General features: G+C 42.2%; 21 protein-coding genes. 13 read left to right on the top strand and 8 right to left on the bottom strand.

The genetic code is table 11. From position 1 onward, the window contains the following. Positions 1-648 precede the first annotated feature (648 nt). The 4 genes from rho to hemE are packed head-to-tail and all read right to left on the bottom strand — an operon-like array spanning position 649 to position 4425. Positions 649-1914, bottom strand: a complete 1266-nt coding sequence (rho, locus tag IG80_RS0105355) for a transcription termination factor Rho (protein WP_032112864.1) — start codon at positions 1912-1914, stop codon at positions 649-651. Between the two features lie 20 nt (positions 1915-1934). After that, complete coding sequence (hemJ, locus tag IG80_RS0105350) at positions 1935-2381, bottom strand: protoporphyrinogen oxidase HemJ (RefSeq protein WP_032112863.1); 447 nt, start codon at positions 2379-2381, stop codon at positions 1935-1937. Further along, positions 2378-3394 carry a ferrochelatase gene (gene hemH, locus IG80_RS0105345; protein ID WP_032112862.1) on the bottom strand — a complete coding sequence of 339 codons (1017 nt, stop codon included), beginning with the start codon at positions 3392-3394 and terminating at the stop codon, positions 2378-2380. The genes hemJ and hemH overlap by 4 nt, the downstream gene beginning before the upstream one ends. After that, on the bottom strand, positions 3394-4425 hold the full coding sequence (hemE, locus tag IG80_RS0105340) for a uroporphyrinogen decarboxylase (protein ID WP_032112861.1): 1032 nt from the start codon (positions 4423-4425) through the stop codon (positions 3394-3396). The genes hemH and hemE overlap by 1 nt, the downstream gene beginning before the upstream one ends. Positions 4426-4813: 388 nt before the next feature. On the opposite strand from hemE, the gene IG80_RS0105335 reads away from it, so the two are divergent. Genes IG80_RS0105335 through dnaQ form a run of 3 tightly spaced genes read left to right on the top strand, consistent with a single transcriptional unit; the run spans position 4814 to position 6883 of the window. Next, complete coding sequence (locus IG80_RS0105335; protein ID WP_032112860.1) at positions 4814-5587, top strand: shikimate dehydrogenase family protein; 774 nt, start codon at positions 4814-4816, stop codon at positions 5585-5587. Next, on the top strand, positions 5584-6177 hold the full coding sequence (gene coaE / locus IG80_RS0105330) for a dephospho-CoA kinase (RefSeq protein WP_052046081.1): 594 nt from the start codon (positions 5584-5586) through the stop codon (positions 6175-6177). Before IG80_RS0105335 ends, coaE begins: the two co-directional genes overlap by 4 nt. Next, a complete protein-coding gene (gene dnaQ, locus IG80_RS0105325) occupies positions 6170-6883 on the top strand; it encodes a DNA polymerase III subunit epsilon (protein WP_232224333.1) in 714 nt (237 codons plus the stop codon). The genes coaE and dnaQ overlap by 8 nt, the downstream gene beginning before the upstream one ends. A 17-nt stretch (positions 6884-6900) precedes the next feature. On the opposite strand, the gene IG80_RS0105320 is transcribed toward dnaQ, so the two are convergent. Continuing rightward, positions 6901-7494 carry a D-sedoheptulose-7-phosphate isomerase gene (locus tag IG80_RS0105320; protein ID WP_032112859.1) on the bottom strand — a complete coding sequence of 198 codons (594 nt, stop codon included), beginning with the start codon at positions 7492-7494 and terminating at the stop codon, positions 6901-6903. Positions 7495-7605: 111 nt separating this feature from the next. Beyond that, the gene (gene secB / locus IG80_RS0105315; protein ID WP_052046079.1) at positions 7606-8094 is read right to left on the bottom strand and encodes a protein-export chaperone SecB; all 489 of its coding nucleotides are present in this window, start codon (positions 8092-8094) and stop codon (positions 7606-7608) included. Positions 8095-8213: 119 nt separating this feature from the next. Here secB and IG80_RS0105310 point away from each other — a divergent pair, with 119 nt between their 5' ends. The 3 genes from IG80_RS0105310 to IG80_RS0105300 are packed head-to-tail and all read left to right on the top strand — an operon-like array spanning position 8214 to position 10498. Continuing rightward, complete coding sequence (locus IG80_RS0105310; RefSeq protein WP_052046077.1) at positions 8214-8873, top strand: Tim44/TimA family putative adaptor protein; 660 nt, start codon at positions 8214-8216, stop codon at positions 8871-8873. Between the two features lie 23 nt (positions 8874-8896). Next, entirely contained in the window at positions 8897-9973 is a 1077-nt protein-coding gene (mltA, locus tag IG80_RS0105305; protein WP_032112858.1) for a murein transglycosylase A, read from the top strand. 15 nt (positions 9974-9988) lie between these two features. Continuing rightward, a complete protein-coding gene (locus tag IG80_RS0105300) occupies positions 9989-10498 on the top strand; it encodes a Smr/MutS family protein (RefSeq protein WP_052046075.1) in 510 nt (169 codons plus the stop codon). Positions 10499-10655: 157 nt separating this feature from the next. Here IG80_RS0105300 and IG80_RS0105295 read toward each other — a convergent pair whose 3' ends face one another. Continuing rightward, positions 10656-11540, bottom strand: a complete 885-nt coding sequence (locus IG80_RS0105295) for a LysR family transcriptional regulator (protein ID WP_032112857.1) — start codon at positions 11538-11540, stop codon at positions 10656-10658. A 235-nt stretch (positions 11541-11775) separates the two neighbouring features. Continuing rightward, on the bottom strand, positions 11776-12441 hold the full coding sequence (locus IG80_RS0105290) for an alpha/beta hydrolase (protein WP_032112856.1): 666 nt from the start codon (positions 12439-12441) through the stop codon (positions 11776-11778). Positions 12442-12772: 331 nt separating this feature from the next. On the opposite strand from IG80_RS0105290, the gene IG80_RS0105285 reads away from it, so the two are divergent. The 7 genes from IG80_RS0105285 to hscA all read left to right on the top strand — a co-directional run bounded on the left by IG80_RS0105285 (position 12773) and on the right by hscA (position 18963). Then, positions 12773-13234 (top strand): Rrf2 family transcriptional regulator, encoded by a 462-nt coding sequence (locus IG80_RS0105285; protein WP_032112855.1) that lies wholly within the window; start codon positions 12773-12775, stop codon positions 13232-13234. Then, the gene (locus IG80_RS0105280) at positions 13234-14352 is read left to right on the top strand and encodes a cysteine desulfurase family protein (RefSeq protein ID WP_052046073.1); all 1119 of its coding nucleotides are present in this window, start codon (positions 13234-13236) and stop codon (positions 14350-14352) included. The genes IG80_RS0105285 and IG80_RS0105280 overlap by 1 nt, the downstream gene beginning before the upstream one ends. Positions 14353-14363: 11 nt before the next feature. Continuing rightward, the gene (locus tag IG80_RS0105275) at positions 14364-15590 is read left to right on the top strand and encodes an IscS subfamily cysteine desulfurase (RefSeq protein ID WP_032113399.1); all 1227 of its coding nucleotides are present in this window, start codon (positions 14364-14366) and stop codon (positions 15588-15590) included. A 49-nt stretch (positions 15591-15639) separates the two neighbouring features. Further along, the gene (gene iscU / locus IG80_RS0105270) at positions 15640-16035 is read left to right on the top strand and encodes a Fe-S cluster assembly scaffold IscU (protein ID WP_032112854.1); all 396 of its coding nucleotides are present in this window, start codon (positions 15640-15642) and stop codon (positions 16033-16035) included. Between the two features lie 24 nt (positions 16036-16059). Next, positions 16060-16395, top strand: a complete 336-nt coding sequence (locus IG80_RS0105265; protein WP_032112853.1) for a HesB/IscA family protein — start codon at positions 16060-16062, stop codon at positions 16393-16395. Positions 16396-16521: 126 nt separating this feature from the next. Next, a complete protein-coding gene (gene hscB / locus IG80_RS13170; RefSeq protein WP_052046072.1) occupies positions 16522-17007 on the top strand; it encodes a Fe-S protein assembly co-chaperone HscB in 486 nt (161 codons plus the stop codon). 165 nt (positions 17008-17172) lie between these two features. Next, complete coding sequence (gene hscA / locus IG80_RS0105255) at positions 17173-18963, top strand: Fe-S protein assembly chaperone HscA (protein WP_032112852.1); 1791 nt, start codon at positions 17173-17175, stop codon at positions 18961-18963. Position 18964: the final 1 nt, after the last annotated feature.

Below are 18964 nucleotides of genomic sequence, written 5' to 3'. Positions count from 1 at the left end.
TAGTTTGAGCAATTGAACAGAGATTATCCCCCCCACCATGACTAAAAATGCATACATCCCTACGCCTAAGCTCGTCGTTGTCTTTTAGGTTATTAAAAAAACATTTTTTGTCTAACCTATCTTTTTTTCAAAATCATAGTTGCTATAAGGTTTTTAAGATGGTGGAATAGCGCTAAAATAAGCTTTGGTTCTCTTGTCCTACCTTTTCCCAACTCCATTTTGACCCTTTTTGCTTGCAGATTACCTCAATTGCCGGAAGGAAAGAGACTATGCCGTCAATACCGGAAGAAGCTGGTTTCTCGCTACGCATCCTTGGTCGTCTTGGCACTCCTTAAAGAGGAGCCACCATGAGCATCGCGCAAAAATACAAGTCACCTCAACTCTTCTGGCCATAATTCCATTATTGGACACACTCCAGCGAAATGGGGCTTCATTGTCAGCTCAAAAGGGTCCAAATCATTTTTGGATGAAGGGGGCGAGAGAACCTCGAAAATTCCACTATTTTGGCAAAACTTATATAGAACTTCTCCAAGTTTTATAAATTGGTTGGGAAGATTTTATGGGGGAGCCGAGACAGAAAAAATGAAAGCTGGAACTCAAGCAACATACTTATATCGCTGAGCCCCAGAAAAAGGAGAAACAAACTTATTAAGAATTCATGGATTGGAAAAAGTCTCTATTTGTTTTGCTATATTTTAACTTATCAACTAAGAATTCCATGGCTTCTGTGGTGCCCATTGGGTTCAAAATACGCCGTAAGACCCACATCTTAGAAAGTTCAGCCTTATCAGGTACCAACAATTCTTCCTTACGCGTCCCAGACTTATTGATATCAATGGCAGGAAAAAGACGCTTATCAGACAATTTACGATCAAGAACGATTTCAGCGTTACCTGTCCCTTTAAATTCTTCAAAAATCACTTCATCCATGCGTGAACCTGTATCGACAAGGGCTGTCGCAATGATTGTCAGTGAACCACCCTCTTCAATGTTACGTGCAGCTCCAAAGAAGCGCTTTGGACGTTGAAGGGCATTTGCATCTACACCCCCGGTCAAAACCTTCCCAGAGGACGGTACCACAGTGTTGTAGGCACGTGCCAGACGGGTAATGGAGTCAAGCAAGATAACAACGTCTCGTTTTTGTTCAGTTAAGCGCTTGGCTTTTTCAATCACCATCTCAGCAACTTGAACGTGGCGTGATGCCGGTTCATCAAAGGTGGACGAAATAACTTCTCCCTTTACCGAGCGTGCCATGTCGGTGACTTCTTCTGGACGTTCATCGATCAATAAAACAATCAAGTAAATTTCAGGATTATTGGCTGTAATAGCATGGGCGATGTTTTGCAACATCACAGTTTTACCCGTACGAGGTGGCGCAACGATAAGGGCACGCTGACCTTTACCCAATGGGGCAACCATATCAATAACGCGTTGGGTTAAATCTTTGCCATTGGGAACTTCATGTTCGATTTCGAGGTGGATTTTTTCTTCAGGATAAAGGGGAGTCAAGTTATCAAAGTTGATACGATATTTTATGCTATCAGGTTCTTCAAAGTTAATTTTGTTCACTTTGAGCAACGCAAAGTACCGTTCACCATCTTTAGGCGAACGAATTTGGCCTTCAACGGAATCCCCAGTGCGTAAACCAAAACGACGAACCTGGCTTGGAGAAACATAAATATCATCTGGCCCAGGCAGATAGTTTGCCTCTGGAGCCCGCAAAAAACCAAAACCGTCCTGTAAAATTTCGATTACCCCATCACCAAAAATGGCAATGTCTTTTTCAGCCAGCTTTTTCAAAATCGCAAACAATAAATCTTGTTTACGCATTGCACTCGCGTTTTCGATTTCGAGTTCTTCGGCATAAGTAAGGAGATCAGCAGGGCTTTTTCGTTTCAGTTCTTGAAGATGCATTCTAGTTCCCAGAATTAATTTTAAAAAGGTTTAAGGATAACACTAACAACAATAATGATGAGCAAAAGTGTAGGAATTTCATTGATTAACCGAAAGAATTTTTCACTATGATGGTAATTATTTGTTGCTAAACTTTGACGCCAGTGATCCAGTAATAACTGAAAAATCACGAGGCAAATAACGGCTAAAAGCTTAAGATGCATCCAGCCAGATGACCATGTACTACGCATCACAGTAGCAAGTATTCCACCCGACAGCAATGAAAAAATCATCGCTGGTAACATAATAATTTTGTAAAGCCGGCTTTCCATCACTTTAAACACAGCTACAATTTCAGGATTATTTTGATGCTGAACGTGATAAACGAGTAAACGGGGGAAATAAAACAAACCAGCCATCCAAGCAATAATGCAAATGACATGGAAGGCCTTAAGCTCTAAGAGATAGTTTAGAAAAAAATCATTCATCTACACCAACATTTTTCATAATTTCCATTGCAAATCGGTTTTAAATCGCTGACCGTTTCAGTTAAATATTTGAGCGTTAAGTGGGCTAATCCGTTAATAAAATCAGGATGCGTCGACACGGCGGGTACTCGACCATAATAGGGAATACCCAAGGACTTTGCACGTTCTTTAAAGTCAATATCCAACTCAACCAACGTTTCTGAATGTTCAGAGACAAAAGAAACCGGCACGACTATGATAGCTTTTTTGTCTTTGGCGGCCTCTTCTATCGATTGTTCCAAACTTGGTCCTAACCATTGAAGGGGACCAACCTTGCTTTGATAACAAATCTGATGCTCATAGGTACTAAGCGTCCGCCCCATAATCGACGCCACTGATTGTTCCACCTGAAAGGCATAAGGATCCCCTTGATCAACGATTTTTTGTGGTAACCCATGGGCTGAAAATAACAATCGTAACGGAAGGTTTTCGGGTACTTTGGCAATTTCTTGGACGATTAAATCTTGATAAGCCTTGATAAACCCTGGTTCAACAGGGTAGCAACAAACAGTTTTTTGAGATATTTTTTCTTTAAATAATTTTTGCCAAAGTTTAAGGCTTGAAGCCGAGGTTGTCGTGGAAAACTGAGGGTATAAGGGGAGTACCACCACTTTCTCTGGTTTAAATTCTTTAACTTTTTGCACCGTTTCGTGTGTGAAAGGATGCCAATAACGCATCGCCAAAAACACCTCCACAATAGACTCAGGTAGCAGTTTTTCTAAACTTATTTTGAGAGCTTGGGCCTGCAAGTTGGTGTTTTCCAGAAGGGGTGACTTGCCACCAATTTTCTCATAAATTTTCTTAGCTTTTTGGTATCTGAGGCTAGAGATTAACCAAGCTAATAGTTGGCGAAAAGGGGATGTATAAGTCAAAATTGCTGGATCAGCAAAGAGATTATACAAAAAAGGTCGGACCGCTTCTGGCGAATCAGGTCCCCCTAAATTTTGTAAAATAATTGCAATTTTTTGTTTCATTATACTTCCTTTACCATACGGATAACTTGCTCAACATGCGCAATGGGTGTTTGTGGTAAAATTCCATGGCCAAGGTTGAAAATGTAAGGGCCGTCTCGTAAAATTTTTATCAATTCTCGTGTTGCACGCTCTAGTTTTTCCCCGCCTTGAAGCAAAATCTCTGGATCAAGATTTCCTTGAACAGCAATGTGTGATTGAAACTTATCGCGAATCTCTTCGGGCTTTACATACTGATCAAAAGCAAGGGTAAGGTCAGGAATTTTTTTTATGATTTCGGGATAGAAATCAGATATTTCCCGACCAAAATAGATAATTGGTGCGTTAGGATAAGTGTTTCTGACTTTTGAAACAATCTCAGCCAGAGGTTTTAAAATCAGTTCTTGTCGATCAATCTGAGGCACAACGCCGGCCCAAGAATCAAAAATCTTTACGACGTCAGCGCCACTTTTTAGTTGTAAAATCAAATAGTCAGCAACCACATCGCTTAAAAGAGTGATGAGCCGACTCACTTCTTCTTTTTGAGTCAGTAGCAACTTTAAAATTGGCTCAAATTGATGGGCTTTTCGCGCATTAAGCATATAAGTTGCCAAAGTCCAAGGGGCCCCTGAAAAGCCAATCAATGCTTTCTCTGGAGCAAGCTGTTGTTTGACGAGTTTCAATGCTTCGAGAGTGGGCCTGAATTTGTCAAGGTAGCTCTTTGCTTGCCAGGATTGCTGTACCAAAGCAGAATCTATCACCTCAAGCTTGGGACCATGATCCGGCAAAAAGTCAACTTTTTGTCCCAAAGCATGGGGAACAATTAAAATATCACTAAAAATAATGGCTGCATCAAACGCAAAGCGCCGAAGAGGTTGTAAAGTTACTTCACAGGCAAGTTCAGGTGTAAAGCATAAATTCCAGAATGATCCTGCTTGCTCGCGAACTTCTCGATATTCTGGAAGATATCGCCCTGCTTGACGCATGAACCAAATAGGGGGTTGGACCATTTTTTGTCCGGAAATAACACTCAGAAGCTTCTTCTCATCTAACATCTATAATTCTTTAATTAAAAAGTAGTGGTTGTTGTTTATCCCTGTGAAAGGTGTGGATACATTTTTATTCATAATTCTTTCACATACCAGAGTTTTCCACACTATTTGAGGATTAATCTTGGGGATATCTTTTAAAACATCTAAAATTCAGTATGTTAAAGCTTATTTTTTTGTGGATAATTCCTTGGACTATACTTGTTATCAATGAACTTATCCACATCTGTGATTAATAATTTGTCTTGTGGGTAAAACAATACCCAACTTCATGACAAGAAGGGTTTTACTAACAGTTTCGAAAAAGATAAACTTTATAAACAATCTATTCACACTAATTTTGCACTGTTAGACTGAAACTACACACAAAGTTATCCACAAGCTACAGGACGAAATGACGCATCAATTTTTACTCGGATTACTCGGACATAATATTGACTATTCGCTGTCGCCAAAAACTCATCATTACTGGATGGAATTATACGGCATAAAGGGTAAATACCAACTTTATGATATTGATCCAGCTAATAAACACACAGGTTTGGAAAGCTTATTGCACCGTGGACTTCATGGTTTCAATGTCACTATTCCTTATAAAGAGTTTGTTTTTAAGACAATTTGTCCGTCAGCCGCTAGATTAATGGCGGTTAATACAATTTATCGTCGAGAAAATGGAAATTATGCAGCCATAAATACAGATGTGTTGGGGGGACTGGACATCTTTCAAAACCTGCAGCTGGGTAATAAAATCGTTATTTTAGGGAATGGGGGAACGACTAGAGGTTTGGTCGAAATTTTTTATCAATTAAAAGTGCCTCAGATCCATATTGTTGAGCGCCAGACAAAAATATGGCACTCAGATTATAAAAATATGCTGATGTTTCATGGATGGGAGGCAGTCACAGATTTAATGACTGAGGCCACACTTTTAATCAATACAGTGCCAAATCTGGAATTCCAACCTAAAAATCTCAACCGAGATACGCTTGTTTGTGACTATGTTTATGGTGGTTCTGAGTCATTATTCATGACCCATGTTAAAAAATCTCGCCAGGCTATAATACCAGGGATTGAATTTTTGATAAGACAGGCTCAACATAGTTTCCAATATTGGTTTAATATTTTTCCAGAAATCACACCTGATTTAAGGAGAAGTCTCTATAGATGATTATTGTTGGCATTACAGGCTCCATGGCTATGGGTAAAAGTACCCTCGTGACCTTGCTTAAAAGAACACGCAAATATCCTATATTTGATGCCGATGCCGAGATCAAAAAACTCTATTTAATGTCTGAAGTTCTTAAAAAAATAGCGACTTTAACTCCTGAATTGGTTCAAGATGGACAGATTCAGCGTGCCGCGCTTAGTAAATTTATACTGGCCTCGCCACGAAATATTTTAGCTTTAGAGGCCATCTTATATCCTGAACTGGCGAAAGCAAGGCAAGACTTTTTAGCCAAAAATAAAAGGCTTGGGATCAAGCTTGTCTTTTTAGATATTCCCTTATTAATTGAAAAACAAATGCAAGCGCTTTGCGATTATATAGTTGTTGTACAATGCCCTGAATGGTTACAACAAAAACGCCTGGATTGGCGCCATGGCCAATCATCTGAATTAAAAAAATTATTGTTGCAGCAGCAACTTCCACCGTCAGATAAAGTAAAACATGCTGATTTTGTTGTGCAAACAGGTTTGAATCGTTATTATGCAAAGCGACAACTAGACACTCTACTAAAGATGATCTTATTCCATGGCTGAAAAAATGATTCGTGAAATTGTTCTCGATACCGAAACAACTGGTTTAACACCGCGCGATGGCGATCGGATTGTTGAAATTGGGGGCATAGAACTTATCAATCATCTGCCCACAGGTAAAATATTTCACAAACATATTAATCCTCAGCGCGATATTCCTGAAGAATCAACGCGTGTTCATGGGATCACCAATGAGATGGTCAAGGATGCTCCTTTATTTGTCCATATCGTTGAAGAGTTTTTGGAGTTTATTGACGAAGCGCCTCTTATAATACATAATGCGAGCTTTGACATGGGGTTTTTAAACGCTGAGTTAGATCGGTTATGTCGCCCGATGTTAGAGATGTCCCGCGCAATTGATACCTTAAAAATGGCGCGACAAAAATTTCCAGGTTCCCCCGCTAGCCTTGACGCGTTATGCCGTCGTTTCAATATTGATCTAAGTGTTCGTACTACGCACGGTGCCTGGATCGACGCTGAATTGCTCGCCAAAGTGTATCTTGAGCTTATCGGTGGCCGTCAGGTAAGTTTTCAATTTCAAGCTGATGGACAAAAAGAGGCGGCGACTATTGAGTTCAAAGATATCTTGAACTTGCAAAAGGCTTTTCGCCCCTCTCGCCAGTATAAACTCTCTGATGCTGAAAAACAGGCCCATGAAGAATTTTTAAAAGGTATAAAAAACTCTCTTTGGGAAGAATTTTATACCTAAATTTCTATCCAGACGCCCTAACTGTTGATGATTTTTTCTTCAACAGCTTCCATTAAAGCATGCCCCGCGGTGATATGCACCTCTTGAACCCGTCCCGTATCGCTGGAAGGAACCACGAAGGCATAATCACAATGCTGTAAAGCTGGATCACCATGAGCAGCACCGCCTAAGAAACCAATTGTGATGATTCCTTTTTTTCTGGCTACTTCAAAGGCTTTGATGACATTGGGTGATTTGCCAGATGTTGTGATTCCAACAACAACATCTCCCTTAACACCTAAACCTGAAAGCGGGCGAGAGAAAATTTCTTCGAAAGAATAATCGTTGGCGCAGGCAGTAATGGTTGACGTGTCTGTTGCTAAAGTCAGGGCTGGAATCGCGTCACGATTGACGTGGGAGCGTAAGCGCACCAAAAGTTCAGCTGCTAAATGTTGAGCATCCGCCGCAGAACCACCATTTCCACAAAAGAAAATTTTTCCGCCCTGCTGAATGGAAGCCACCATGACATCGGCGATTTCCAACAGTTTTTCTAGTAAATCAGTTTCAAGAATTCGTTGTTTAAGTTTGATTGAATCTTCAAAAATTTCAAAAGTGCGTTTTAATAAATCCATGGGAATTCCTAGTATGTCATTGCAAAGAGCAAAGTAGCGCGGCAATCTTCTTATGATTATATCCAAAGAGATTGCCATGCCTTCTAACTGAGGCCCGCAATATATATTATATTAATTAATTGTAGCTTGGCTTTGCTGAGGCTGAGCTTGTTGGTGGAATAGAGCTGCAAAATCAACTGGTGACAACATTAAGGGTGGATAACCGCCGTCTCGTGTCATGTCAGAGATAATATTGCGAGCATATGGGAACAATAAATGGGGCGCTTCAACCATTACAAAACGATTCAGATTGATTTCCTCTACTTCATTGGCAACCGTGACGACGCCAGCATAGCTTAACTCAGCAACAAACATCGTGTCTTCTTCACGTTTTGCTTCAACTTTAATATCCAGGACAACTTCAAAGTTGCGTTCGCCCAAATTTTGTGCTTTGGCTTGAACACTTACACCAATATTCGGTTGAATTTCTGAATCACTTGTGAAAATTGTGAGAGGATTTGGGTTTTCAAAGGATAAATCACGAATGTATTGGGCTCGGACAATAATAGGTAAGCTCATTTCTGCAGGGTTTTGAGACGCAGAATTTTGAGAATTTGACATTTTTTTTCTCCAACTATTGAATAACTAGTCTAGTTGTAGCAAGTTGGAAGAGAGCTCGTCTAGAAGAGATTCGTCCATTCTTGATGAAAAGTTTTAGTTTATAGCTTATGGGTTGATTTATGGAAATTATTTTTTTGGCATTAATTACAGCGTATCTTATCTATCGTTTGTGGATGGTTTTAGGCCAGGAAACAGATGAGGACCAACAACGCCGTGACAATAAACTTCAAGAATTTCAAGCTGAGAATAACGTGGTGCATTTGCCAATTAAGCAATCAATCATCGAATTATCAGTGCTTGAAGAAGCCTTAAAGCCAGGCGCGCGCGCTGGTCTAGAAGCCCTTAAAAGGGCAGATCCTAGTTTTAATCTCGATCAATTTATTGCGGGCGCTCAGTCTGCTTATGAAATGATAGTAATTGCTTTTGCCAATGGGGATCTGGACACTCTAAAAAACCTTTTAACAAGAAAAGTATTTGGTCAATTTGAAGCTGCCATTGCCACTCGCACTGAAAATAACCTAAAGCTTGAAACATCTATCGAGAAAATGGAACGGTTGGATATTGATTCCATCGAGCTCATCGATTCTCAAGTCAATATTGCTATGCGTTTTAAAACCACTCAAATTCGAGTTACTTACGATGAAGCCGGAACTATTATAGACAATCCCGCGAAAATTGCAACTTCTATCACCGATGTTTGGACTTTTACCCATAACATTAATGCTAAGGATCCAACCTGGTATCTTGCCGCGACAAAAACAGAAACTAACCCCTATTAAAAATAAGTCTAAACAAATAACTAATGAAAAAATTTTTTATTCCCTCTTTCTCTTTTGCCTCTCTTCTATTTTTGGTTGCGGGTTGTCAGGGCCCTCAATCTGAGTTAACTCTCACCCCCGTTAATTATGAAGACCTTTCTGGTTGGCAGGATGACAAGATGATTGAGGCATTACCAGCGATGCGTAAATCATGTCAGGTTCTTTTAAAGAAAAATTCCACCACAAAAATGATCACCAAAAGTGATGGCTCAGGGGCAGCCCATGATTGGCGGGGATTTTGTGTCCAATTGACGAATGACAAGTTCCATAACAGCGCCCATTTGCGCAAATTTTTGGAATTCCATTTAAAGCCATATTTAATTTCAGCAGGAGATGAGACTGCTGGGACTTTTACAGGTTATTATGAACCAATTTTACGGGGATCCCGCAAGAAACATGGCCCCTATCATACACCGCTTTACCGTTTGCCGCCAAAATCAGTCAACTATAAAATACCGCGATCTCGTATAGTTGCTGGTGCTTTAAAAGGCAAAGGCTTGGAACTGGTTTGGGTTGATGACCCAGTGGCTGCTTTTTTCATTCAAGTGCAAGGATCTGGTCGAGTTAGGCTTGAGAATGGTCAGGAAATTCGCCTAGGTTATGATGGCCAAAATGGTTATCCTTATTTTGCTATTGGCAAAGAATTAATTGATCGTGGAGCGTTAAAATCAAACCAAGTCAATATGCACACTATTCGTAAATGGCTGAAAGATCACCCCCGTCAAGCTGAATCAGTGATGTCAAAAAATCAATCTTATGTATTCTTCAAAGAAATGTCAGGACCTGGCCCGATTGGCAGCCATGGTGTTCCCTTAACGCCAAAACGGAGTATGGCGGTAGATAGACAATTTATCTCCCTAGGATCCCCATTATGGTTAGATACAACACATCCTCAAGGCAGTTACCCTCGATTGCAACGCTTGATGATGGCGCAAGATACGGGTGGGGCAATTAAAGGAGTCGTCCGAGGTGATTTTTTCTGGGGGCATGGGAATGAAGCAGCAAATCATGCGGGTTTGATGAATTCAAAAGGTCAGCTGTATCTTTTGTTACCCCGTTAAAGTTGATGAGAGCCGATGGCAAAGAAACCCTTAGATGAGAGTGAAATGGCTGCATGGCAGGCATTTATTGATAACGTCAAGCCCTTGGATAACCAAGACACGCCCCATTTTTTTGTAAAACGCCCAGTGTCTGTGGATCGGGATCGTATTCATCAACAACGGCGACGTGAATATTATGAAGGTCAGCGGCAAATTCTTTTGACAGATCATGCTGTGTCGGGCTCCACCCATAAAACGACCCGCGTCACCAAAGTTGTCATTGAGGCGCGGATCGACTTGCATGGGTTTACAAAAGATCAAGCACAACAACAATTACAGTTTTTTTTGATGAATGCTCAACTCCAGTATAAAAACTGGGTGCTGGTAATTACAGGAAAAGGTAAGCCAGACCGAGGGGTTACGTTGCGAAGTTTAGTTCCTGGCTGGTTAGATAATTTACCTTACGTTTCTGCTTATGCGCCAGCCAAACCCCACGACGGCGGTACGGGTGCTCTGTATGTTCGACTAAAGAAACTGCGGGATTAATAATTTCATAGCCTTCGGTTTACATATTTATTTTATAATAAAAAAATAAATCTTGAGTTCTCTAACTTACACCCGCGACCATACGCTCGTTTTGCCCCTACTTATGCATTTGTGGTGTTAAGAGATAAAGAGAAAGGAGGGCTCTTTCCTCCTTTACTTATTTTCCTTTTGTAGATAGATACTCTAGTAGTAGGTTGATTTTTTTGGACTTTTCTCTTCCTTTAGGAAATATATAATAAATAGATGTTTCCAGGCCGACTGTGTCTGGTAAAACTTTTTCAAGCCCACTGTCTAATATAGTTGAGTAATTGGGAAGCTCAGCAATCCCTAAACCTTCTTGAGCACTTCGCCACATTCCATGGATGGAGTTTATCTCAAAATATGATTTTCTAAACTGATCTATCGAGGTTCTTCCCAAACTTATTAGCCAGTTTGGACTGCCATAGGGTGAAGAATAATTTTCCCCATAGGTAATCAGCTGATGATGATCCAACTCTTCAAGTGTTTGCGGCCTGCCAAATTCTTCTAAGTAAGCTGGACTCGCAAATAATTGCCCTTGAACAGTAAATAAATGGTGCTGAATAAGGTCTGGTTGATGGGGAATAAGGGGAAGAATAGCGATATCTGTTTTGGTAAAATCAATATTCTCACTTCTACGAAAAATCTTGGGATTTATTTTGGGATATTTTTCCAAGAATTCGGCCAAATGAGGAATAAGCCACCCTGAACCCAGAAAAGGCAGTGTGGCAATCTTTATTTCCCCTGCAATTTCCTCCCCTTTTTCATGAAAGGATTTCTCAAAACTTTCAGTCTGTTGCATTATATTTTCAGCAAAAACAAACAATCTCTCTCCTTGAACGGTAAGGCTCATGCCTCGGGAGAGGCGATGAAAAAGTTTGGATTTGAGATTATATTCCAAATCTGCAAGGGCTTGACTCAAGGCAGGTTGACTGACATTGAGTTTTTCGGCAGCCCTCGTCATATTTCTTTGCCGAGCGATCTCATAAAACAATCTTAATTTTGATAAATCTAGGGGTCTCATTTGACATCATCCCTTAGTAGATAGGAACATCCCACTTTATTAAAGATAACCCTCTATTCTTAAATTTTCGTTTATTTTTTTAAATGAAATGTCCATTTTCCTTCCGGGAAAGAAGGACTATGGGGAAATGATAAGTCGTATATACTAAGCGCCTCTTAACCTTATTCGCATTGCGCTAAAATAAAAATCGTTTCAATACTCTCGCTTCTTCAGATGTTTTGAGTATAGAGGAAGGTTAAATTTGATTCACAGCAATAGATTTGGGTTTAGCTAACATTCTTAAGTATCCTTCAACATGCTGACAAAGTTCAGGCAATTTGCCATTATAAAAATGATCTGCCTCGGCAATCAAACGATAATCAATCTTAATACCGCGCTGTTGTTGTAGTTTTTCTGCCAGTTTACCCACGTAAGTATGGGGAACAATGTCGTCTTTTGATCCTTGTATAATCATTCCCGGGACAGGACAAGGAGCTAAGAAGCTAAAGTCATAGCGATCAGCTGAGGGGCTAACGGCAATAAAGCTGTCAAGTTCTGGCCGGCGCATTAACAGCTGCATGGCAATCCACGCCCCAAAAGAAAAACCTGCTACACAGCATCTGGACGCATGGGGGTTAACCGATTGAAGCCAATCGAGAGCCGAAGCAGCGTCGTTTAATTCCCCTTCACCATGGTCATAACTGCCTTCAGATCGGCCTACACCTCGAAAGTTAAATCGCAAGGTGTTATAACCAAGCTCAGAAAAAGTTCGGTAAAGGGCGTAAACAACTTTGTTGTTCATGGTGCCGCCAAATTGAGGATGTGGGTGTAAAATGAGAGCAATAGGTGCTTGATCGTTCGTTGTTTGATGGTAACGACCTTCAAGACGACCAGCAGCGCCGTTGAAAATAACTTCGGCCATGGGTTCCCCCTCTAAAGCTGACAAAAAAAGTCAGAATGAAAAGATCTAACTACAAGTTAGGTTGAATCTATACTTGACCAAACTAGTCAGAATAGTTATTTATAACTAAAGACAAACTAGAATTAGGTATAATATCACCTTGCTAAGACAGAGTCTAACACGGCTTTTTGAATCTGTGAACTAGAGATTTTAAGCCAGGAAGATACGTTAGGGTGAGGCTGCGTTAGAAGACATGGTAATCCTCTTAGGAATAGAGGAGAAAGATTGTCACGGAATAATAGATCTTGAGTAGGAATGCACCTAAATATCGAGACGTTTGGCGAGGAATAGGATGAAAGTAAGTACAAAAGCGCGTTATGCAGTAATGGCAATGGTTGACCTTGCCACACATGGCAAAGACCACCCTGTATCTTTGCCAGAAATAGCATTGCGCCAGGAATTACCTCTTCCCTATTTAGAACAATTATTTAACAAACTTAAAAAAACTAGTCTGGTTAAAAGTAGTCGGGGGTCCGCTGGCGGTTATTTATTGAATCATCCCGCCCAGGAAATTCGAATTTTAGATGTGATTCACGCCGTGGATAGACCGGTGAAAACGACACGCTGTGAAAATCATTCCCCCAAAGGCTGCCAAAATAGTGGTATGCGCTGTTTAACCCATGATTTGTGGGAAGAGTTAGGGGCGGTGATCCATCTATTTTTGGCAAAAGTCACTCTGGCTGATATTTGTGATCGCCGCGTATTGGGATTGGGGCGGTTTAGCTTTCAAGCTTTTGAGGAGGCTCGTAAATAATGTCGCCGATTTATCTTGATCATAACGCAACAACTCCCCTTTGTTGGCAAGCAAAACAGGCAATGCTTGAGATATTGGACGTGTGTGGGAATGCGTCTTCTACTCATAACGATGGCCGAAGGGTTCGCCAATATGTGGAAAAAGCTCGCGCTAAGGTTGCTGATTATTTTGCTGTAACTCCGGCTCAGGTGGTCTTTACGAGTGGGGCTACTGAGGCGAATAATCTGGTATTAAAAGGATTCAATGGACCAGTCATTACATCGGCAATTGAGCATGATTCTGTGTTAAAGGCGCGCAATGATTTGACAATCTGCCCGGTGACCGCGGAGGGGATTATTGATCTGGAAGCCTTGGAGACTGAGTTGCAGCAGGTAACGCGGCCGTGCTTAGTGTCGGTGATGGCAGCCAATAACGAAACAGGTGTCATGCAGCCGTTGCAAGAAATTGTTGGTCTGTGTCGAAAGTATCAAGCATTGATGCATAGCGATGCAGTTCAGGTGGTGGGTAAAATTGATTTTGACTGGCAACAGTTAGGATTGGATTACATTTCGCTCTCAGCTCACAAAATTGGCGGTCCACAAGGAGTTGGAGCCTTAGTGGTTAATCCCAACCGGGCTTTACGTCCTCAAATTACTGGCGGTGGGCAAGAACGTTATTTCCGGGCGGGTACCGAGAATGTGCTTGGCATTGTAGGCTTAGGGGCAGCGATTGAGGCTTGTCGTCACAATGATTGGATTGAGGTGGCAAGCTTAAGGCAAGATCTTGAAGCATCCCTGCGGGCCAATTTTAAGGATATTGCGATTTTTGGCGCCCAGGTGCCGCGCCTCCCCAATACAGTGAATCTAACAATGCCGGGGGTGGTGAATACTGTGCAAGTGATGCATTTTGATTTAAATAGCATTTCATTGTCTGCCGGGTCTGCCTGTTCGTCTGGCAAGGTGAAACCATCCCATGTGTTGCAGGCGATGGGTGTAGATGGAAAAGATATTGATAATAGTATTCGGATTAGCTTGGGATTGCAGACAACGCAAGTAGAGATCCAGCATTTTATTGAGACATGGGAAAACCTTTATTATCGAACCCATGGCGGCGAACAAACGAGGAGGATCAAGCAATGACAGCTTGTAGTATGACAAAACAACCAGCTTCTCAGCAGATTTATTTAGATTATCAATCAACCACTCCGTGTGATCCTCGGGTGTTGGAAAAAATGTTGCCGTTTTTCACGACACATTTCGGCAATCCCCACTCTAGAAGTCATCCTGAAGGTTGGTATGCTGAAAATGCTGTTGAAGCAGCACGGGACCAAGTAGCGGCCATTATTAAAGCCGATGCCAGGGAAATTGTCTTTACCAGTGGCGCGACTGAGTCAAACAATTTGGCAATCAAAGGAGTGGCTCAGTTCTATAAAGATAGAAAAAATCACATTATTACGTGTACGACCGAACACAAGTGTGTGCTTGATACCTGTCGCCATCTGGAGCAAGAAGGCTTTGAGGTGACTTATCTGCCGGTCCAGCAAAATGGCTTGATTGATTTGGACCTTCTTAAAGCAGCCATTAAAGACTCAACTGTTCTTGTCTCCATCATGGCGGTGAATAACGAAATTGGTGTCATCCAGCCTTTGGCGGAAATTGGTAAAATTTGTCGTGAACAGGGTGTTTTCTTTCACACAGATGCAGCGCAAGCAGTTGGTAAAATTGAGCTGGATGTGGAGGCAATGAACATCGATCTGATGAGCATTTCTGGACATAAAATTTATGGTCCAAAGGGGATAGGCGCCTTATTTGTTCGTCGTAAACCGCGGGTACGCTTGCAAGCAATGATTAATGGGGGTGGTCAAGAACGAGGTATGCGCTCTGGGACGCTGGCGCCGCCGCTTTGCGTTGGTTTGGGTGAAGCTTGCGCCATTATGGTCAAAGAAATGGACGCAGATACCGTTCATGCCAAAAAGTTATCAGATCGTTTTTATGAGGCGATTATGCAGCGGTTACCAGAAGTATACTTGAACGGCGATCGTTACCAACGAGTGCCAGGTAACTTGAACTTAAGCTTTGCCTATGTTGAAGGAGAAGGACTAATGATGGGGATTAAGGATCTGTCCGTTTCCTCTGGCTCTGCTTGTACCTCTTCTTCCCTTGAGCCGTCTTATGTCTTGCGGGCGATTGGTGTAGGTGAAGAATTAGCGCACACGTCGATCCGTTTTGGTTTTGGTCGGTTTAGTACTGAGGCTGAAGTTGATTTGGCCATAGAGAAGGTGATTACAGCGGTTGAAAAGCTGAGAGAAATGAGCCCGCTTTGGGAAATGGCACAAGAGGGAATTGATATTGCCTCAATTCAATGGGCTGCTCATTAATTATTGATGTTAAGAAAAGAAAACCAATTTTTAGAGTGGAGAGATAAACATGGCTTATAATGATAAAGTTATTGATCACTACGAAAATCCACGTAACGTGGGGTCCTTTGACAAGTCTGATGCCTCCGTTGGCACGGGCTTAGTGGGGGCGCCTGCTTGTGGCGATGTGATGAAATTGCAAATTAAAGTCAATGAAGCTGGGATTATTGAAGATGCCAAATTCAAGACATTTGGTTGTGGCGCGGCGATTGCCTCCAGTTCTCTGGTGACTGAATGGGTTCGTGGCAAGTCAATCGACGAAGCGCATGCCATTAAGAACTCTGACATTGCTCAGCATTTGGCATTACCGCCGGTGAAGATTCACTGCTCCATTTTGGCAGAAGATGCAATTAAAGCAGCGATTGATGACTATAAGCAAAAAAATCAAATCACGAAGATTGCTTAAAAAAGGATTTGAGGGGATTTAGACATGCGAACAGTACCCATACAAGTGACAGAGGCAGCACTTCTCAGGCTTAGAGCTCTCCTCGATCAACGAGGTAAAGAGTCAGCCGGGATTCGGATTAGCATCCGCACTAAAGGATGCTCTGGCTTGTCTTATACCTTGGAATACGCTGATGAAAAAACAGCTTTTGATGAGATGGTCGAAGTAGAGGGGATTACTCTGTTGATTGACCCCAAGGCGATTATGTTTATCCTGGGTACTGAAATGGACTTTGTTGAGGAAAAAATGCAATCGGGATTTGTCTTTAAAAACCCCAATGAAAAAGGTCGTTGCGGGTGTGGTAAATCGTTCCATGTTTAAACTCCCGAGGGTTAGTGCACAGCATGAAACCATGGGACAATTAAAAATACCTGGATCATTCCACTTTCTTCAAAGGCGTGGGATGATAGCACGGATAGGAACAGTGACAAGAGAAGAGGCTATAAGATGACAGGAATTAAATCTAATATGTTCGCCCTCTTTGGCTTACCGGTTCAGTTTGATTTAGACGTAGTTGCTTTGGACCAACGCTATTTAGCGGCGCAAGCAACAGTGCATCCGGATTTATTTGTTGGGCGTAGTGATCTTGAAAAGCGGCTTGCGGCGCAACAAGCGATTACTTTGAATGAGGCCTATCAGCGTCTGAAAAATGTCCCCACCCGCGCAGAAGAATTTTTAAAGGCAAAAAATATCCCTGTGCCGGGGACGAGTGGTGCGACAATTCCAGCGTCTGATTTGTTGGGACAAGTTCTTGAATGGCGTGAGCAGATTCAAGAAGGCACCGGGTTGCATGCCCTAAAAGACGAGCTCACGCTCCGTCTGCAGGATTGTCTTCAATGTTTTGATACCGCGCCAGATGATCAGCTGGCTCACTGTTACCTAAATCTGATTTATACACAAAAAACGTTGAGTGAACTGGAATACTCATCATGACTGAAGCTAAGAATTTCTCCCCATCGATGTATAGGCTCAATTTTATCTTGACGCTCCTTAAAGAGGGACAACTATTCGCGTCACACCACAATAAAAGTCGCCGCCTATCTCGATAGTATAAATCCGCAATTCCAACCCTGATGAGTATAGTAGTTTTAAAAAATAATGTTTATCCAACTTGTCGAACCGGGAATGACACCCGACCTTCACGAAGCTGAAAAAGAAATCGCCATCGGTATTGACCTTGGCACAACCCATTCTGTTGTCGCTTATGCAACAAACCAAACGCCAACAGTCCTTGCTTTTGACACAGGAAAAAAGTTGTTGCCGTCGATTGTCAGTTATGGTGATGAAGTTGTCGTTGGGGAAAAAAGGGCCTTCGCAATTCAATCGATTAAGCGCCTCATTGGCCGACAAACAGTTCCTGAAGACTTAATGTCGCATTACCCAGATGCGGTTGTTTCCCATAAAGCACTTAAATTGAAAATTAAGGATCGAGAGCTAACCCCTTCTGAGATTTCTGCTGAGATCTTAAAAGTGATTCGCCAAAATGCCGAAAATGTTCTGGGGCAAACCGTCCATAAAGCGGTGATTACAGTACCAGCTTATTTTGATGAAGCCGCACGTCAGGAAACAAAACAAGCCGCAAAACTCGCCGGGTTAGAGGTTTTGCGCCTCATCAATGAACCAACCGCTGCTGCTTTGGCGTACGGTCTTGACAAACAAGTGGAAGGTGTTTATGCCGTCTATGACTTTGGGGGTGGTACATTTGATGTCTCATTATTGAAGTTCACTCGCGGTGTCTTTCAGGTGTTGGCCACGGGCGGGGATACCCTTCTGGGCGGCGATGATGTGGACTATCTTGTGCAGCATTATTTACAAGAAACCTATCCAACCGTTGCCGATAGCATTACGCCAACGATAGCCCGTGAACTCAAAGAAATGTTGGCAAACCACCAGATGACGTCGCTTGCGATTAAAGGGCATACAATCACTCTAACCCAACAAAAATTAACTGAGTTATGTCAGCTGCTTGTGGCAAAAACGCTTCAGATTTGTGGCCAGGTACTAAGGGATGCAGGGCTTGATCCGCGTAATATCGATGGCGTTATTCTGGTGGGTGGTTCGACACGCCTGCAGGTCGTCCGCCAGGAAGTGGCTTCCTTTTTTGGTAAAATTCCTTTAACCGATATCAATCCCGATGAAGTGGTGGCCTTAGGAGCAGCGTTGCAAGCAGAAGCCTTAACGCGGGGCTCGGATACATTGCTATTAGATATCACGCCGTTATCGTTAGGTCTTGAAACCATGGGTGGTATTGTGGAAAAGATTATTGAGCGTAATACGCCAATTCCTGTTGCCATTGCCCAAGAATTTACCACCTATCAAGATGGTCAGGCCGCCATGCAAATTCATGTGCTTCAAGGGGAGCGAGAGCTAGTGAAAGACTGTCGATCCTTAGGTCAGTTTACGCTGACTGGCATCCCGCCGATGGCAGCAGGTGCAGCGAAGGTACGCGTCACTTTTCAATTAGATGCGGATGGATTGTTGACTGTGATGGCCAAGGAAATGGCGACGGGACAAAGTCAACAGATTGAAATTAATCCAGCTTATGGCTTAAGCGATGCCGAGATGATTCAGCATTTGCGCGATAATTTTGAACATGGAGCCGCTGATATGGAACAGCGATTGTTGATTGAAGCAAGAGTGGACGCTCGTCAAATGTTAGTCCAGCTCAAAGGGGCGATTGTCCAGGATGGGGACTTGCTAACTATAGAAGAGCAGGAAGCTTTACAGCAAGCGATTGAGTCCCTTGAAAAAATAGTGGTATTTGAGGATCGGAATGCGATAAAACAGGGCATGCAAGAATTAGAAACTTTAAGTTTTTCATTTGCCGAACGCCGCATTAACCGCAGTATTCAGCGGGCGCTTGCCGGTCAAAAAATAGGAGAATTATAAA

Source organism: Candidatus Paracaedibacter symbiosus, from assembly GCF_000757605.1.
Taxonomy (GTDB): domain Bacteria; phylum Pseudomonadota; class Alphaproteobacteria; order Paracaedibacterales; family Paracaedibacteraceae; genus Paracaedibacter_A; species Paracaedibacter_A symbiosus.
Note: the sequence above shows the minus strand (reverse complement) of the source record. Positions and strands in the feature narration are given on the sequence as shown.

Bases quoted from the DNA above. Each gene is read 5' to 3' on its own strand.
- rho (WP_032112864.1), bottom strand. From the start codon at position 1,914: ATGCATCTTCAAGAACTGAAACGAAAAAGCCCTGCTGATCTCCTTACT.
- hemJ (WP_032112863.1), bottom strand. From the start codon at position 2,381: ATGAATGATTTTTTTCTAAACTATCTCTTAGAGCTTAAGGCCTTCCAT.
- hemH (WP_032112862.1), bottom strand. From the start codon at position 3,394: ATGAAACAAAAAATTGCAATTATTTTACAAAATTTAGGGGGACCTGAT.
- hemE (WP_032112861.1), bottom strand. From the start codon at position 4,425: ATGTTAGATGAGAAGAAGCTTCTGAGTGTTATTTCCGGACAAAAAATG.
- IG80_RS0105335 (WP_032112860.1), top strand. From the start codon at position 4,814: ATGACGCATCAATTTTTACTCGGATTACTCGGACATAATATTGACTAT.
- coaE (WP_052046081.1), top strand. From the start codon at position 5,584: ATGATTATTGTTGGCATTACAGGCTCCATGGCTATGGGTAAAAGTACC.
- dnaQ (WP_232224333.1), top strand. From the start codon at position 6,170: ATGGCTGAAAAAATGATTCGTGAAATTGTTCTCGATACCGAAACAACT.
- IG80_RS0105320 (WP_032112859.1), bottom strand. From the start codon at position 7,494: ATGGATTTATTAAAACGCACTTTTGAAATTTTTGAAGATTCAATCAAA.
- secB (WP_052046079.1), bottom strand. From the start codon at position 8,094: ATGTCAAATTCTCAAAATTCTGCGTCTCAAAACCCTGCAGAAATGAGC.
- IG80_RS0105310 (WP_052046077.1), top strand. From the start codon at position 8,214: ATGGAAATTATTTTTTTGGCATTAATTACAGCGTATCTTATCTATCGT.
- mltA (WP_032112858.1), top strand. From the start codon at position 8,897: ATGAAAAAATTTTTTATTCCCTCTTTCTCTTTTGCCTCTCTTCTATTT.
- IG80_RS0105300 (WP_052046075.1), top strand. From the start codon at position 9,989: ATGGCAAAGAAACCCTTAGATGAGAGTGAAATGGCTGCATGGCAGGCA.
- IG80_RS0105295 (WP_032112857.1), bottom strand. From the start codon at position 11,540: ATGAGACCCCTAGATTTATCAAAATTAAGATTGTTTTATGAGATCGCT.
- IG80_RS0105290 (WP_032112856.1), bottom strand. From the start codon at position 12,441: ATGGCCGAAGTTATTTTCAACGGCGCTGCTGGTCGTCTTGAAGGTCGT.
- IG80_RS0105285 (WP_032112855.1), top strand. From the start codon at position 12,773: ATGAAAGTAAGTACAAAAGCGCGTTATGCAGTAATGGCAATGGTTGAC.
- IG80_RS0105280 (WP_052046073.1), top strand. From the start codon at position 13,234: ATGTCGCCGATTTATCTTGATCATAACGCAACAACTCCCCTTTGTTGG.
- IG80_RS0105275 (WP_032113399.1), top strand. From the start codon at position 14,364: ATGACAAAACAACCAGCTTCTCAGCAGATTTATTTAGATTATCAATCA.
- iscU (WP_032112854.1), top strand. From the start codon at position 15,640: ATGGCTTATAATGATAAAGTTATTGATCACTACGAAAATCCACGTAAC.
- IG80_RS0105265 (WP_032112853.1), top strand. From the start codon at position 16,060: ATGCGAACAGTACCCATACAAGTGACAGAGGCAGCACTTCTCAGGCTT.
- hscB (WP_052046072.1), top strand. From the start codon at position 16,522: ATGACAGGAATTAAATCTAATATGTTCGCCCTCTTTGGCTTACCGGTT.
- hscA (WP_032112852.1), top strand. From the start codon at position 17,173: ATGTTTATCCAACTTGTCGAACCGGGAATGACACCCGACCTTCACGAA.